Origin of the sequence: Microcoleus sp. S36b_A4, from assembly GCF_036700645.1 — a bacterium.
Taxonomy (GTDB): Bacteria; Cyanobacteriota; Cyanobacteriia; order Cyanobacteriales; family Microcoleaceae; genus Microcoleus.
Genome location: NZ_JAUBPI010000007.1, coordinates 47,472 through 64,307 on the forward strand (window position 1 = coordinate 47,472; position 16,836 = coordinate 64,307).

Below are 16,836 nucleotides of genomic sequence, written 5' to 3' on the forward strand. Positions count from 1 at the left end.
TTTTTACTTTTTTCCTAGCAACCAATAAGTCATCATATCCCCCTTACCTTTTACCGGAATGACGCCTCGCCTCTCAAACAAATATTTATCTTTCAAAAGCTCATAAGTAACATCAGTAACTTGAATTCTGCCGGCAAAACCCGTAGCTTCCATCCTCGCCGCTACATTCACCGTATCTCCCCACAAATCATAAGTAAACTTGCTCACACCAATTACTCCCGCAACCACCGGCCCGGAATTGATGCCAACGCGAATTGCCAGTTTTTCCCCTGTCTCAGCGCACAACTTTGCTATTTTTGCCTGCATTCCCAGGGCCATTTGGGCGATCGCCTCGGCGTGATCCTGTCTCGGTGTAGGCAATCCCCCGACTACCATGTAAGCATCGCCAATAGTCTTAATTTTCTCCACACCGTACTTTTCCGCTAACTGGTCGAAGTGCGAAAAAATTACGTTCAAGCGCTTTACCAACTCGGTGGGAGACATTCTCGCCGACAACTCAGTAAAGCCAACAATATCAGCAAATAAAACACTTACTTGGGCAAAACTGTCGGCGATCGTGCTTTGCTCTGCCTTCAAGCGTTCTGCGATTGGTTTGGGTAAAATATTTAACAGCAACTTCTCGCTTTGTTCTTGTTGAACTTTTAGCGCTTCTTGCGCTAATTTACGTTCTGTAATGTCAGAAACAGTACCCTCATAGTAGATCAGATTACCTTTTGAATCTCGAACAGCCCGAACATTTTCTGACACCCAAATCCGGCGCCCGTCTTTGCGACATACCATAGATTCAAACCCCGAAACGGCATTTTCAGTATCCATAGCAGCCACAAATTCGAGGCGGCGTTCTGGGTCAACGTAAAGTTGCTGAGCAATATTTTTAATCTCGGACATCAGTTCTTCTGGGGATTCGTAACCGTATAATTTTGCCAAAGCTGGATTAGCGCTGAGATAGCCTCCTGAAGGCGTGCTTTGAAAAATGCCTTCCATCGCATTTTCTACAATGCTGTGATATTTTTCTTGAGCGATACGCAGCAATTCTTCTGCTTGTTTGCGCTGAATCAAAGAACCTAATTGAGTGCCTACCGCATTAAAAACGTCTATAAATCGTGCATCTTTCCGGCCAGACGAAATTTTAAAGAAAACTAGGACTGCCAATACTTCATCGTCTACCAAAATCGGCACGCCAAAACCCGCTTTGAATCCAAGTTCTAGTGCTATTTGACTTCGGAGAAAATGGGGGTATCCGCGGGTAATATCTTCTACCCATTCCGGTTGCTTGGATGCCCAAACTCGTCCTGGCAGCCCTATATTCATGGCAAATGTCAGTTGTTCGCTTTGCTTGCGGAACGCATCCATCCTCGCGTTGCTGGCATACCAGCCCCTGGCAGATTGCAGCACAGTTCCTTCTGCATCGGGAATCCAAGCTTCTCCTACATCCCATCCGATTGTTTCCCCAACTTGGTGCAAAATTACTTCTAAAGCTGAGTGAAAGTCTACAGCTTCGCCGATCGCCCGCGTAGTTTCCAGCAAAAACCGGATTGATTCTTCAGCCCGCTGCCGTTCTGCAATTTCTTCCTGCAATCTAGAATTGCGATCGTGCAGTTCCCTAGCTTGCAGTTGCAGTTTGGATTGCAGCGAACGAAGGGAAAGTTGGTTTTGGACGCGGGCTATAACTTCTTCTACTTGAAACGGTTTAGTAATATAATCCACTCCTCCTACTTGAAAAGCTTTAACTTTTTCCAGCACGTCATCTAGCGCACTAATAAAAATTACCGGAATATCTTGAGTTTTTTCGCTTAACTTTAACTGCTCACAAACTTCATACCCGTTCATTTGCGGCATATTAATATCTAGTAAAATTAGATCGGGAGGAGATATTTGTGCCCCTTGCAAAGCCAAGTGTCCGTTAATAGCCTTCCTGACATGATACCCGTAAGATGTCAGCATAGTGGATAAAAGTCGCAAATTATCCGGCATATCGTCAACTATTAGAATGTCTTTAGGAGTCGCTGGTAAGGGATGGTCGTTCATCATAATATAATTGAGTTAAATCGATAATGATATCTATCCGAAAATTATCGACTAAATCTGTTAAAGCGTTAGCGAGATTTGCCTCAGTTTCGGGAATTTCCTCGATCAGTTCGAGGATGCGGTTGTCGTCAACACAAAGTGCTGCTTGGTGCAACTCGACCACCCAGTCTGTGGGCATTACGCTCAAATCCTCGGTGGTCAAACTTTTAAGCAGCGTCGGTGTTGAAAAAGAAGTAGATAAGTTTTCTTTCTCATAAATATAACGCAGGTTGAGATGATCCGCTATCTTTTCAAAGAGTACCTCTTCCCGAAATGGTTTACATATCAAATCGTTACAACCAGCAGATAAAATTATTTGTCGCTGCTCATCAAAAGCACTGGCAGTCAAAGCAATAATTATTGTTTCTTTACCTTGTAGAGTTTTCTTAATCTGTCTTGTCGCTTCATACCCATCCATCACGGGCATCAGCATATCCATTAAGATCATGTGTGGCTTCCAAGTTGAATGCAAAGCAATTGCTTCTTGACCGTTAGTTGCTTCGCGGACTTCAAATCCCAGGGGTACCAGCAGCTTAAGCAGCAGTTGTCGATTTTCCGCTACATCTTCAACTATTAGTATCCGATAAGTATCTTGTCCGGCTTCTAAAGCAATAACTTGTTTAATCGGCGGTTTTTCTTGTTCATCACTTTCTGTTACTAGGTTAACCCAGATATTAAAGCTAAAAATTGTGCCTTGGTCGAGTTTGCTTGCAACAGCAATATCACCTCCCATGATTCGGACAAACTGTTGGCTAATCGGCAACCCCAGACCTGTTCCCTGCATGGATTTGCGACCACTTTCAGTTTGTACAAAGGGCTTAAATAATGTGGAAAGTTCCAAGGGAGAAATGCCGGGGCCTGTGTCGGCAATTTCAAAATACAATTGGGATTTTTTTTCTTCTGTAGCGTCTTTTTCAGCTTGGCTGCTGACGCGCAAAGTCACGGTTCCCTGCTGAGTAAATTTAATCGCATTGCCGACCAGGTTAATTAAAACTTGCCGCAATTTAGCTTCGTCTGTTTGAATGTACTGCGGCAAATCATCGGCCTTTTCAAAGATTAGATGCAAACCTTTTGAGTTGGCTTTTAGTTGCAGCATTTCTTTGAGACTGTTGAGAAGGTTGTAGAGATTGAAGCGGCTGGGATTGATGGTAATTTGACCTGCTTCTATTTTGGACATTGACAAAACATCATTAATGAGCTCTAGCAAATGTTCGCCACTGCGGTTAATGATTTCTATGTATTCTTTTTGTTCTTCCGTGATAGAACTGTTGCGGGCCATGACTTGGGAAAAACCGAGAATGGCGTTGAGAGGTGTGCGGAGTTCGTGGCTCATGGAAGCTAGAAATTGGCTTTTGGCGCGGTTGGCAACTTCGGCGTTTTCTTTGGATTTAATCAGTTCCATGGACTGCCTTTGAGTGCGGGCGAGCAATTCCGCTTGCTGTAATGCTACTCCTAGCTGAGTACCTACATCAACTGCAACGTTGATTTCTGCTTCACTCCACTGGCGGGGAGCAGAATTTTGATAGGATGCTAGTAATCCCCAGAGCTTTTTGCCGGAGAAAATTGGTACAATAATGTAGGATTTAGCTTGAAATTTTTCTAGCAATTGGATATAACAATTATCGAAACCTTGCTGGTAAATATCTGGGACACAAAGGTAAGTTGTACCTCGGCTGTAGGCTCCGCCTTGGGTTTGTTGCAAATAGGTATCGCGTACTTCTTGTGAGGGGCTATCTAATTCTTTGACGACGCAACGGTCGCTGTTTAAAGCGCCTTCAGTAAGGTGAGAATCGATCTCCTGTGATTGGATGAAAGAAACCCACTTGCGGTCAAGGGATTCGGCTACAAATTCGCCACTCCAGTCTGGATTGAAACGGTAAATAGCGACTCGATCGCACTTCATTGTTTGGCGCAATTCTCGGGTTGTGGCGTGAAAAATTTCTCGGATATCTAAAGTCTGCCGCATTCTTTCAATGATGCGGGCGATCGCTCTTTGTCGTAAAGCACTTTCTTGCAGTTCGGTTTCTGCTTGCTTGCGTTCGGTAATATCTACAGCCATTAAAGCAATGCCGATCGCTGTACCGTTATCGTCAATTAGCTGAGTATTGTACCACTCGCAGATGATAATTCTGCCGTCTTTGGTCAGATTTTCGGTAGTGCCGCTGGATTTGGCATTCAAGTCATGATTGAAAATCTCAGATAATTGCGGGTGGTAGCTTTCAGGTACGATCAAATCGGAGGCGACTCGACCAATCGCTTCTTGCTCACTGTAGCCAAAAATAGCCACGGCTGCGGGATTCCAAGTGATAATTTCTAAATTGAGGTTTAACTCGATAACTGCGATCGGCGTTTGCTGCAATAAAAATGAGATTCTTTGTTGGGATTCTAGCAGTTTTTCTTCGGCTAATTTGCGGTCTGTGATGTCATTAGCAGTGCCGAGAATTTGTTTGGGTTTACCATCGCTTGTTCTGAGAAATACTGTATCCCAACTGTGCATCCACCGCCATTCACCGTTTTTGTGTTTCATTCGGTATTGACATTCAATGACATCACCGTCTTTGGCTTGATCTACTTTTTGGATGCTTTCAAAAAAATTTGGCAAATCGTCGGAGTTGAGCAGAATTGGCATCATTGCTGTACCCATATCTTGTATTTCTTGGGCTGTGTATCCGAGCATCGTCGAAATTTGTCGGTTGCTGTAGACATTCCGCTGTTCAATTAGATCGTAAACGTACAACAGGTTGGGATTGGAATCGGCGATAGCTTGAATGAAGTGCTGGCTCTCTCTGAGTGCGGATTCTGTTTGTTTGCGAACGCTAATATCTCGCGCCACGATAATCACTGAATCTGCAGTCAGCGGAGAAACTTTAGCGTCGAGGCAAACGTCGCGCTCTCCGACTTTAAAGCTATATTCAACATTAATGCTTTGCTTAGTTTTTAGAGCTTGTTGGATGGCATTTAATACTAAATCTGCTACAGGTTTAGGCAAGACTTCATGAGCGGTTTTGTTAATCATTTCGCTGGGAGGTTTCACCAAATTTGTTGATGCTGTCGGGGCAATTTTGATGCAGCGCCCTTCTGAATTTCTCACTAAAACTGTGTCAGTCATGGCGGCAAAAATCGCCCGCAATTCTGTTTCCGATTCTTGCAGAGCTTGCTCGGCGCGGACACGGGTGCGAATTTCTGCTTGCAGCACTTTATTTTGCCGATCGAGCTGCTGAATTCGGTTTTTTTCTCGTTCGATCAGTTTAGCTTGAGCGATAGCGAGCCCTACTTGAGCCGCCACAGCTTCTAATAAGTCGATTTCCTCGGAAGTCCATTCCCGGTAGCGATCGCACTGGTGCAAACAGATAGCACCGTTTGCCCTGCCTTGGTAAGAAGTGCGAATTGCCAGCATCGATTTTAACCCAACCTTCTGGCAAATCGGTTGAGCCGCTTGCAACAGAGGGTCTGAATAAACATTGTTGGAGGCGATCGCCAGATCTTGTATCATCATTTGTATGACGTGAGGATTACCCCAAATTGGAACAGGTACGTTCCGAATAGATTCGCAATCGGGTTCGAGATACTCTGCCGCCAGAGGAATATCAACTTGAGGGCTAGTAACGTAAGTATGAATCAAACACCGATTGACGCAGAATGCCAGACCGATTTGAGTAGCAGCTATTTGAAATATTTGTTCTGGCTGCAAGCTGGAGCGAATTTCTTGAGTTATTTTTGCGATCAGCAATTCTCGCTGCACTTGCCGTTCTAAAGCAGCTTTAGCTCCAGCCATTTCTATTTCTGCGTGCTTGCGCTCGCTGATATCAAAAAGTACGCCATACCAAACAATATCGCCATTATCACGCATTTCTGGCCGAGAATTAGATTCCAGCCATTTAAGTTTGCCCGACGGTGTAACAATCCGCCATTCACAGGCAAAAGGTTCTAAAGTTTGGGCGCTAGTAGCAATTTGTTTCACCAGATATTCTTGGTCATCTGGATGATTTTGATCGAAGCAAAAGTCGGGATTTTTTAAAATTTCGTCACTCTCTAATTCGTAAATATCTCGACAAGCATAACTAATATATTCAAACTTAAAACTTCCATCAGGCTTCTTCATGAATTGATAAAGAACTCCCGGTATATTGACCGCCAATTTCTGCAAACGCGCTTTGCTTTCCCGGAGTGATTGTTCTGTTCGCTTGCGGAATTCTACCTCTTTTTGCAGTTGGGCATTCTGCTGTTTTAATTGTTTTGATAGCTGTTGTATAGTCAGTTGACTTTCGATCCGCACTAAAACTTCTTCCACTTGAAAAGGCTTAGTAATGTAGTCAACACCGCCGACTTCAAAAGCTTTAACTTTGTGAAAAGTTTCCTCGAACACACTCAAAAAAATAACCGGAATTTCCCTCGTTTTTTCGTTGGATTTAAGTCTAGCACATACTTCATAGCCGTTCATTTTTGGCATAGCAATATCTAGCAAAATCAAGTCTGGGAGAACGGTTAAATTAGCATTGACCGCCATTTCTCCCGAAATCGCCCGCTGAACTTTATACCCTTCTTTCGTCAATATGTTTGATATAAAGCGCAGGTTTTGGGGCTGATCATCAATAATTAAAATGTGAATACTTTCTTTGTCAAATATCATTTTTTGTCGGGTTATGGTGATTTTTTTAGTAATAGCAGCAGATTGATGATTTAATAAATTTAGCGATTCCTTCCGATCCTAATTATTTATTAAACCTTTTCAAACTCAGCAAATAGAGGATTAACTTTAGATAGTAGCCATCAACTAACGCACCTTCTATTTTTTAAACTTATTGGTTGCTTGTCTTAAGTTTGCCACTGAAACTAACCGTACTTAACCACATTTTATTGCCCCCAAAAATCGCCTGATTTTCTGTACAAATTAAGTCTGCCAAAAAAACCATCATTGCTTAGGCACTCCAGACCAAAGTAACCGGGTGTTTTAACTTTGTTCAATGGCTGCGACAAAGTATTTTGGTATAACCCGGTTGATGCGCCCAGGACTGTTTTTTGCTTGACTTTAGGATTAAAACTCCCAGGAGGATAACGCAATTTTCTGGACATTCTGCTGCCACATTCAAAGGGTTTTAGCCGAGATACACACCTGGACATACCACGAGGCAAAGAAACCGTTTTTTTTACTCTTGTCGCTGCAACAAAGTATGGCTGTGAAAAACCTTGGTTTTGACCCAGCCGCCCATCAGTCTTAAGATATTTATAGGTAACTAAGAGTATAGATGCGATCCATCCATTGGCACCCACAGCCTACCATATAAAATATTTTCTCTGTCTTTTCTATGCCAGCAATTCCTTAAGTTTAGCAATATTTTCATTGCTTAAGTAAATTTTAATTTCTAGTTCTTGATCGGATTCCCACAGCAGCAGCAGATTATCTTCGCCCAAGGCGATTTCGGGATTGTTTAATTCAAGTGTTTGATATTTAACTTCGGGAATTCCTACGCGAATTACCAGTTCCGCTTCCAACTGAGGATAGATGTACAATTGCTGTTGCAAGTTGTCAAGTTCTAATTTGTCAACAGTGTTGTTACGTTGGACAGGAGAATCGGGTATGTACCAATAGAGAGTTTCCTCCCGAATTTCAGGATTGACTATCACAAATGTTTCGTCAAAACGCTGGGGATGCCAGTGAATTTCGCTCAGACCGCCGATTTGCGGAATCAGTCGCTCTACCCAGCTAATTTCTTTCCCGTTCAGGTTTGCCCACCACTGACTAATATTATCGAGATTGTCAGCATTTTCGGGGTCGGTGCTGCCGGACTGCCAGACTGTTTTTAGTTGTTGCATATACAGGTTCTCCAGCGAATTTTAATTTGAGATTGCAGGTGTTCAATTGGAGATTCATTCGTTATACAATAATTTTAATGGACTTACCAATTATTTACCACGAAGATTACGTTGCACCTCTGCCATCGGCTCACCGCTTCCCGATGGCAAAGTTTCGGATGCTTTACGAGATGCTGCTCGCGGACGGGGTAGCAGATAAATCGCAATTTCACGCTCCCGAACTTCCCCCTCAAGAATGGATTGAATTAGTCCACGACCACTCCTATGTTCAAGCTTACTGCAACGGGACGCTCGATAACAAAGCGACTCGGCGAATTGGTCTGCCTTGGAGTCGGGCTCTTGCTAATCGCACTTACACTGCGGTTGCAGGAACTGTACTAACTGCCAAGCTCGCTTTAGACTACGGTTTGGCTTGCAATACTGCGGGCGGAACTCATCACGCCTTCCCTGCTTTTGGGTCTGGTTTTTGTATTTTTAATGATTTGGCGATCGCCTCTCGCGTCTTACAAAAAAATGGTTTAGTTCGCAAAGTTTTAATTGTCGATTTAGATGTCCACCAAGGAGACGGAACCGCTGTAATTTTCCAAGATGACAGTAGCGTTTTTACTTTCTCGATGCACTGCGAAGTCAATTTTCCCGGCATCAAACAAAAGGGCGATTTAGATGTACCTTTGCCTGTAGGTATGGAGGACGACGAATATTTACAAACCTTGGATAAATTCCTACCAGATTTGCTGTCAAATGTCAAGCCAGATTTAGTTTTGTACGATGCTGGAGTAGACCCTCATCACGGTGACAAACTGGGAAAATTAGCTTTAACTGATACGGGCTTATTTCGCCGGGAAATGCAAGTTTTGATGGCGTGTTTGGCTGGTGGCTATCCCGTTGCCTGCGTGATTGGCGGGGGCTATTGCGATGACGCTAAGGGGTTAGTTTATCGGCATTCGCTGCTGCACCGAGCTGCCAGTCAAGCCTATAGGTAGTATCGACTTTGATCCAGAGGGGCGAGGTTTAAAATTGACTTCAGTATTGTTTGGCGATATGATTCCGTGTTTAGGGTGTCAATTAATACTAAAAACTGGCTAAGCTGTTGTGCATTTAATTTGTATTTTGAGGGTGGGCTTTCGGGCCCAACCCTACTCCCCAAAAGGGGAAAAATTTATTTTACTATGCAATTTAAATGCGGATTAGCTGAAAGTGGTATTAAAATAGATATATCGCATTTAATTGTAGTGTATTTTATGAACTCCAACTCGTTAAATATCACAGAAGATGGAGATAAAGAACCAACTTTGATGCCCATAGACAAGCGCTACCTGCTAGTCCTCAACATCCCATTGTTCTGCGATTTCAAAGGCAGCAGGTATCTCGATTTAATGTGTGTGGGCTAAAGACATAACCCAACACTTCAAGTATTTGAAAAACTTCACGCTAGCATCTCCGTGCGTGCGAGAACCCCCCCCAAAAATACAATAAAGGTGGATTCGGAAACATCATTTGCTGATGCTAAATTTATTGACCTTCCCTCCCCAAATAGCTTTGCCAAAGCAATATTGCTGCTGCCGGCAACGGTTGCCCAGCTTTGGGGCGCGATCGCATCTTCAGATATCGTACATAGTGCCGTAGCAGGCTGGCCGATTCCGATGGCATGGTTAGTGACGCCAATAGTCCTGATACAGCGGAAACCATACCTGCTCATAGTTGAGTCCGCACCGTGGCTGCTGCTGCCGGGCCCCCCTGCTAGCATTAAAGCCAAAATTCAAGCTTACATATACGAAACATATAATCGCTGGTGCATCAACAGCGCCGACTTGACAATCTTTACACAGGCAGAATATCAGCAAAGTTTATTAAACAAACGACACAAGCAAAGTCAGATAATTCATGCTTCGTGGATAGATGAAGAAAATATTATTTCGGAAGCAGAGGCGACTAAAATATGGCACGAAAAACTGTCAGCCTCGCCCAAACAACTAAAAATTCTATTTGCGGGCAGATTGGTTCCAGAGAAAGGCCTGTTAGTTCTCCTAGAAGCAATGAAAGTCTTGGAGGAGGAAAACATTCCCGTCAAGCTGGACATACTAGGTGAAGGCGAACTGTTAAGCAACTGCCAAGCAGCCAGCAAGGCAATGCAAAAATCGGTACAGATAGAAATTTTGGGAACTATTCCTTACGGCAGAGAATTCTTCGGCCGGCTGCAACAATATCATGCTGTTGTGGTTCCCAGTACCTCAGACGAACAGCCCAGAATAGTATACGATGCTTATTCCCAGGCCGTATCGGTACTGGCAAACAACACCGCCGGACTCCGCGACTGTATCGAAAACGTTATCACAGGCTTGATCGGTAATTGCAATGACCCAGTTGATTTAGCAAACTTGCTCAAACAGTCGGGAGAAAACTTGAACCTACTTCAAAATATGGGCATGGCAGGTCTGAAATATGCTCACCGCCTGACTCACGAAGAAATGCACCGGCAGCGGTGGCAGCTTTTGTCAATTATGTTGGAGCAATCAAAAAAGTAAGTAGGTAGGCGCAAATAAACCGGGCTGTGTAACCGAATGTAAAGCTGCCAGAACCTTTGGGATTGCTTCGTTTCACGGAGTGACCCTCGCTTTTGACTACTTGTGTATTTTCCCACTCATGTACTTAGGCGATACCTGCACTCCGGGCGATCGCTCCAGCTTGCCAGATGGATACAACTTGAGCTAAAAAGTTGTTAAACCAACAACGGTACTTATGTCGAAGGCCAGCGAGTCCAATCACCCCTATCCACTGCTGGTTGTCATTGTTAACTACCGAACCTCTAGTTTGACAATAGACTGCTTGCGCTCTCTAGTTAGCGAAGTTCAATCGCTGCCCGGTATGCGAGTTGTAGTTGGCGACAATGCTTCAGGCGATCGCTCCGTCGAAGAAATTAGTAGTGCGATCGCCTCAGAAGGCTGGAATGAATGGGCATCCTTCCTTCCCCTAAACCGCAACGGCGGATTTGCCTTCGGCAACAACGCCGTGATCCGTCCCGCCCTCCAATCCACCAATCCTCCTCCTTACTTCCTGCTGCTCAACCCAGACACCATAGTTCGCCCCGGTGCCTTAAAAGCCCTCGTCGATTTCATGGAATCCCACCCCGAAGCCGGCATCGCCGGCAGCCGCTTGGAAGACCCCGACGGCACGCCCCAAGAGTCAGCTTTTCGGTTTCACAACCTCTTTACCGAACTCGATTTTGGTTGGCGGACAGGCTTTATATCCAAGTTATTAGCCAACTGGGCCGCAGCGCCTCCCATTTCTCAAAAAACCTGTCAAACTGATTGGGTAGCTGGAGCCAGCATGATCGTGCGTCGCGAAGTATTTGAAAAGATTGGCTTGATGGATGAAGCTTATTTCATGTACTGCGAAGAAATGGACTTTTGTCTGCAAGCGAACAAAGCTGGCTGGAGTTGCTGGTACGTACCCGAAAGTCGTGTTGTCCACTTAGTCGGCCAAAGCTCAGGCGTCACTGACACCAAAAAGCCCGCCAAGCGGCTGCCCACCTATTGGTTTGATTCCCGACGTAGGTACTTTATCAAAAACTACGGCTTGGTTTACACAGCATTAACTGATATATCCTGGGCTTCCGGTTTTGCAGCGTGGAGGGTTCGCCGCGTACTTCAAGGCAAACCCGATGGCGATCCACCAGAATTGCTGAGGGATTTTGTATTAAATAGTGTATTTTTTAAGGGGGGTAAGATTGAAAAATCCAAAAACTTTTAAAGGGAGTTGGTAAATCGGTAAAAGCTAACTAAACCAGGTTAACCTAGGCAAGCAAAATATTTTAGGATGCAGCCGAGAAATTAGTATTCTCGATCGATAAAACCGGATTGCTCCTTCCTCAGAAACCTGACAGACCCATTAATATCGTCGGCATCTAGCAATAGAGTAAACAAGAAATAGCGTGAATTAGAGCTTATGGTAACTGAGCAAAACTTAATCACCAGTGAAAATCAAGTAGAAAGCCCCGGCCTGGGATTGTGGCAGCAAATTAAAGAAGACTGGATTGCTCATGGTCGAGATTGGACAAAACCGGGATTTCGCGCCGTAGCAGTGCAGCGTTTTGGCGTCTGGAGAATGCAGGTAGAACCGAAATTACTGCGAGCTCCTTTGAGCATTATTTATCGAGCACTCTACCGAAAAGTCCGCAATAGTTACGGGATAGACTTGCCTTACACTGTGAAGCTCGGTCGTCGCGTAGTGATTGAACATCAAAACGCTATTATTATTCACGGATATTGTACGATCGGCGACGACTGCATTATCCGCCAAGGTGTAACGTTGGGAAACCGCTATTTGGACAAGCCGCTGGAATCCCCTCAATTGGGCGATCGGGTTAACGTCGGCGCTGGTGCAAAAATCCTCGGCAAGGTTAACCTAGGAGACGACGTAAATATCGGTGCCAATGCTGTAGTTTTATCAGATATTCCCGCAGGCCAAACTGCCGTTGGTATCCCTGCCAAAATTATCAAATCCCGGCCTGCTGAAAACAATGCTTAAATCATTTTCTTTCTTATAGATTCTGCTAGCACTCTGCGGAGATTAAATAAATCTCCCTAGTCAAGTTAGAGATTAATCTTAAGATAAACCACACAAATAGGCACAATTGTCTACATCATCAAAAAATTGTACAAACAATGGTTGAGTCAATCACTAAGTCAATCATTTCTGCTACAGAACCAGACTGGAGCCGCGAAAAACTTAGCAAGTGGTGGGAACCCAGTCGCCAACTGCTCAAATCTATCCGCAACTATCAAAAGTGGCAGCAGCAGGGTGGAATTGGAGGATATATTTTATGCCGTTGGAACGTGATCCAGCATCGATTTTGGAGCGTTGTCACTGCAACAGACATCCCTTTGAACTGCCAAATACAAGGAGGACTGCTGCTGACTCATCCTAATGGCGTTGTCATTCATCCCAGTGCTTCCATTGGCCCTAACTGTCTGATTCTTCAGCAGGTGACAATTGTTGCTGATGTCAAAATCGGCGGTCATGTCGATATTGGTGCCGGAGCTAAAATTATTCGCTCCGTAACGATCGGCGATCATGCTTTGATTGGTGCCAATGCTGTGGTGATTTGTGACGTGCCACCCGGTGCAACCGCAGTGGGAATACCGGCAAAAATAATCGAAAAAAAACCCAGGAAGTCTGACAAATAATTTCTAGAAGTCGCAGAAAAATCATGAAATTAGCTGGACTTTTATTAAAATATAAAAAGAACTGCTCAGTAGTCGCATTCAAAAGGTAAAACTTGAAACAAATTGGATTAGTGGCGATCGGACGAAATGAAGGGCAGCGCCTCCGCCAGTGCCTAGTCTCAGCCACAGACAAAGTTGCCCGCGTCGTCTACGTCGATTCCGGCTCAACAGACGGTAGCCTAGAGTTAGCCCGATCGCTCGGAGCCGATACAGTAGAACTAGACTTATCTATAACGTTTACCGCAGCCCGCGCCAGAAACGAAGGCTTTGCCCGCTTGCTGGAAATAGCACCAGAAATCGAATTTGTCCAATTTGTGGACGGTGACTGCGAAGTAGTTGATGGATGGATCGATCGAGCCTACAGCGAACTCGCAGCCAAACCAGACGTAGCAGCAGTATGCGGGCGCAGGCGCGAACGATACCCCAAAGCAAGCATCTACAACCAATTGTGCGACATCGAGTGGGATACCCCCATTGGCGAAACCAAAGCCTGCGGTGGCGACTCCATGATGCGCGCCACGGCATTTCAGCAAGTCGAAGGTTTCAATCCCGCACTAATAGCCGGCGAAGAACCCGAACTGTGCTTGCGACTTCGCCAAAAAGGTTGGAAAATCCTCCGCTTAGACGCAGAAATGACCCTGCACGACGCGCAAATGACCAGTTTTGTTCAGTGGTGGAAGCGCGCCCAAAGAGCTGGTTACGCCTACGCCGAGGGTTCCTGGATGCACGGAAGCGAACCAGAGCGCCATTGGGTCAAAGAAACCCGGAGCACCTGGTTTTGGGGCTTAGTTTTGCCAGCCCTAGCCTTGGCAATGATATGGCCGACAAAAGGCTGGAGCTTGTTACTATTGAGTGGCTACCCCTTAGCAACCTATCGCACCTATAACTATTATCTAAAGCATCGGGCTCTCACCACTAAAGACTCAGCCATCTACGCTTTGTCTTGCGTATTAGCCAAATTTCCCCAGCTACAAGGTCAAATCCAGTTTCACCAGCGCCGATTGCTGGGGCAGCAGAGCAAGTTGATCGAATACAAAACAACCAACTCTATTCATTCAGCCAGCTAGAATTACAGCTAACGTCCCAGAAAGTCCACCCCTGAGTAGCAAACAAATGAGCGATCAACAATTAAAAGTTTTACTAATTGTAGAGCAGTGCAATCCTGACTGGGCATCAGTACCTTTGGTGGGGTACAATTTTTTTCAAGAAATCAATAATTTAGCTGATGTAACCCTCGTCACCCATATTAGAAATAAACCAGCTCTCGAAAAACACCCAGAATACGAAAAAGTTGTCTACCTTGAAGAAGGAAAGTTAACCAAACAATATTATAAAATAGTCGAAAAACTCACCGCAAACGGGCGAGTCAATTGGCCTCTTTATAATACCTTGAGCTACCCAATTTATGAAGAATTTAATCAGCAAGTATATGAAAAATTTAAAGGAAAAATCCTTAACGGAGATTATGACATAGTTCATGCAATTACCCCGATGATGCCGCGGTATCCGTTTAAGGTAGTCAGTGTTTGCCAGCAGACTCCTTTTATTCTAGGCCCTGTGAATGGGGGCATTCCCTTTCCACCAGGTTTTCAAGAAACGGCGAAACAAGAATTTGCTCAATTCAACTTTTTGAGAGCAGTTGGTCGAGCATTAATTCCAGGTTATGTAGAAACTTACAAAAAAGCCGACAAAATTTTAGCAGGTTCAACATATACTTTAAATATGCTAAAAGATTTGTTTGCAATACCGGACCAAAAAATTGATTTGTTTTACGAAAATGGCATTTCGGAGGATTTCTTAAACCAGACAAGTATCCCAATTAAAGATGTTAACCATATCAATCTGCTTTTTGTGGGTCGATTAGTGCCTTACAAATGTGCCGATATTGTTATTGAGTCTATTGGGAAATTAGAGCAGGAAATTAAAAGTAAAATCCGCTTAACTATAGTAGGAGACGGGGCAGAAAAAAATAACTTGGAAAACCGAGTAAAGGAGCTTGATCTAGGGGAAATAGTTAGTTTTGCCGGATGGGTAAATCAACAAGAAACTCTGGATTATTACAGGAAAGCAGATATTTTTTGCTTCCCTTCAATCCGAGAGTTCGGGGGCGCAGTGGTAATGGAAGCTATGGCTTGCGGACTCCCCTGCATAGTTGCCAATAACGGCGGTATTGGTGAATACGTGAATGAAGAAACTGGTTTTAAGATCGAGCCGATTTCTAGAGAGTATCTAACACAGGAGTTGACAAGTAAAATTAAGCTGTTAGTCGAAGATGATCGGCTGCGGGAAAGTATGTCAGCTAAGGCGATCGAAAAAGCCAGAGAATTTGCTTGGGAGAACAAGGGCATAAAAATCGTCGAGATTTACGAAAAAATGCTCGGTGAGAAAGGTGTTCGTGCATCGGCATAGTAGAGTAGATAAATATTCTTGAAGTAAAAATTAGAAAGTAGGTGAGAAATGAAGGCAAAAATCGGATACTTTATTCCCCAATTTCCGGGACAAACACACATCTTTTTGTGGCGGGAGCGACAATTTCTTGCAGAACTTGGAATTGAAACAGATTTAGTATCAACTCAACCGCCACCCAGAGCGATCGCTTCTCACGTATGGGCAGAAGAAGCTCAAAAAAATACTATTTATCTATTTCCCTTTGCTGCGAAAGATTTTATTAACTCATTGCTAGAGGTTCTCAAAGCAGGTCCCGCTGCATGGTGGCAGTGCCTAGCAGTTATTGCCAAAGCGAGAGATACATCGTTATTTGAAAAAGTTAAACTCTTAGCACTGGTTTTGGTTGCTGGGAAACTAGCCGCGTTAACAAAAACAAAAGGTTGGTCTCACATCCACGTTCATTCCTGTGCCAATTCCGCCAATATAGCCTTATTTAACTCAATTCTTACAGGCTGTACTTACAGTATCACTCTTCACGGGCCTACTCTAGAAGTGTACGGGTCAAATCAGGAACAAAAGTGGAAAAATGCTGCTTTTGCGATCGTCATATCTCAACTGCTTCTCAATGATGTCAAAAATAAATTAGCGAACTTTCTTCCCAAACAATTAGCTGTTGCTCCCATGGGAGTTAATATTGCAGAAATTAAACGCAGCAGCCCTTACAAGCCTTGGCAAGAAGGAAGTCCGTGCAAGATTTTTGCTTGCGGCCGCCTCAACCCGGTGAAAGGTCATAAATACTTGATTGAGACTGTAGAATTGCTGCGAAATCGGGGATTTGACGTGAGGCTGCAAATTGCAGGCGAGGATGAACAAGGGGGCAGCGGATATCACCAAGAGCTACAAAAAATCATTGAAGATAAATCGATGTCCGAATTCGTGGAGCTACTTGGGGCTGTTTCGGAACAGCGAATTCGCCAAGGTCTAGAAGCAGCTCACATTTTCGCTTTGGCAAGTTTGAATGAAGGAGTTCCGGTTGCTGTGATGGAAGCTATGGCGATGGAAGTGCCGTCGGTTGTTACTAATGTAGGCGGAACTTCTGAGCTAGTAGATGACGGCGTGGATGCTGTATTAGTCCAATCAGAAAAACCCGAAGAAATGGCCGATGCGATCGTCAATATACTGCAAAATCCCGAACTTGCTTTGAGCCTCAGTCAGGAATCCCGGAAAAAAATCATGGCGAAATTTAGCCACGGCCGCAGTGCAGAAACTTTAGCTCAGTGTTTGGAAAAACTTGGAAAAACTAACCCGTCTTAGTTATGCCAAAGAACAAATTTAATCTCAG

The 16,836-nt window shown here is 44.3% G+C and carries 12 protein-coding genes; 9 read left to right on the plus strand and 3 right to left on the minus strand.

The genetic code is table 11. From position 1 onward, the window contains the following. Positions 1–3: 3 nt before the first annotated feature. From QUA03_RS03905 to QUA03_RS03915, 3 genes are all read right to left on the minus strand, one after another. Positions 4–2,031, minus strand: coding sequence for an adenylate/guanylate cyclase domain-containing protein (locus QUA03_RS03905; RefSeq protein ID WP_333209827.1), 2,028 nt, complete (start codon positions 2,029–2,031; stop codon positions 4–6). Then, complete coding sequence (locus QUA03_RS03910) at positions 1,997–6,697, minus strand: response regulator (protein WP_333209828.1); 4,701 nt, start codon at positions 6,695–6,697, stop codon at positions 1,997–1,999. The genes QUA03_RS03905 and QUA03_RS03910 overlap by 35 nt, the downstream gene beginning before the upstream one ends. A gap of 674 nt (positions 6,698–7,371) precedes the next feature. Further along, positions 7,372–7,881, minus strand: coding sequence for a hypothetical protein (locus QUA03_RS03915; RefSeq protein ID WP_333209829.1), 510 nt, complete (start codon positions 7,879–7,881; stop codon positions 7,372–7,374). 77 nt (positions 7,882–7,958) lie between these two features. Between QUA03_RS03915 and QUA03_RS03920 the strand changes: the two genes are divergently transcribed. The 9 genes from QUA03_RS03920 to epsE all read left to right on the plus strand — a co-directional run bounded on the left by QUA03_RS03920 (position 7,959) and on the right by epsE (position 16,808). Beyond that, on the plus strand, positions 7,959–8,864 hold the full coding sequence (locus tag QUA03_RS03920; protein WP_333209831.1) for a histone deacetylase: 906 nt from the start codon (positions 7,959–7,961) through the stop codon (positions 8,862–8,864). A gap of 186 nt (positions 8,865–9,050) precedes the next feature. After that, positions 9,051–9,272, plus strand: coding sequence for a hypothetical protein (locus QUA03_RS03925; RefSeq protein ID WP_333209832.1), 222 nt, complete (start codon positions 9,051–9,053; stop codon positions 9,270–9,272). A gap of 87 nt (positions 9,273–9,359) precedes the next feature. Next, positions 9,360–10,406, plus strand: coding sequence for a glycosyltransferase (locus tag QUA03_RS03930; RefSeq protein ID WP_333209834.1), 1,047 nt, complete (start codon positions 9,360–9,362; stop codon positions 10,404–10,406). A 214-nt stretch (positions 10,407–10,620) separates the two neighbouring features. Then, positions 10,621–11,631, plus strand: a complete 1,011-nt coding sequence (locus QUA03_RS03935) for a glycosyltransferase family 2 protein (protein WP_333209836.1) — start codon at positions 10,621–10,623, stop codon at positions 11,629–11,631. Positions 11,632–11,826: 195 nt separating this feature from the next. After that, positions 11,827–12,408: a serine acetyltransferase gene (locus QUA03_RS03940; RefSeq protein WP_333209838.1), complete on the plus strand. Its 582-nt coding sequence runs from the start codon at positions 11,827–11,829 to the stop codon at positions 12,406–12,408. Between the two features lie 137 nt (positions 12,409–12,545). Further along, positions 12,546–13,067: a serine acetyltransferase gene (locus QUA03_RS03945; RefSeq protein ID WP_333209840.1), complete on the plus strand. Its 522-nt coding sequence runs from the start codon at positions 12,546–12,548 to the stop codon at positions 13,065–13,067. A gap of 92 nt (positions 13,068–13,159) precedes the next feature. Beyond that, positions 13,160–14,173 (plus strand): glycosyltransferase, encoded by a 1,014-nt coding sequence (locus QUA03_RS03950; RefSeq protein WP_333209841.1) that lies wholly within the window; start codon positions 13,160–13,162, stop codon positions 14,171–14,173. 46 nt (positions 14,174–14,219) lie between these two features. Then, positions 14,220–15,515, plus strand: coding sequence for a glycosyltransferase family 4 protein (locus tag QUA03_RS03955; RefSeq protein WP_333209842.1), 1,296 nt, complete (start codon positions 14,220–14,222; stop codon positions 15,513–15,515). 48 nt (positions 15,516–15,563) lie between these two features. Continuing rightward, a complete protein-coding gene (epsE, locus tag QUA03_RS03960; protein WP_333209844.1) occupies positions 15,564–16,808 on the plus strand; it encodes an exopolysaccharide biosynthesis GT4 family glycosyltransferase EpsE in 1,245 nt (414 codons plus the stop codon). The last annotated feature ends 28 nt before the right edge of the window (positions 16,809–16,836 follow it).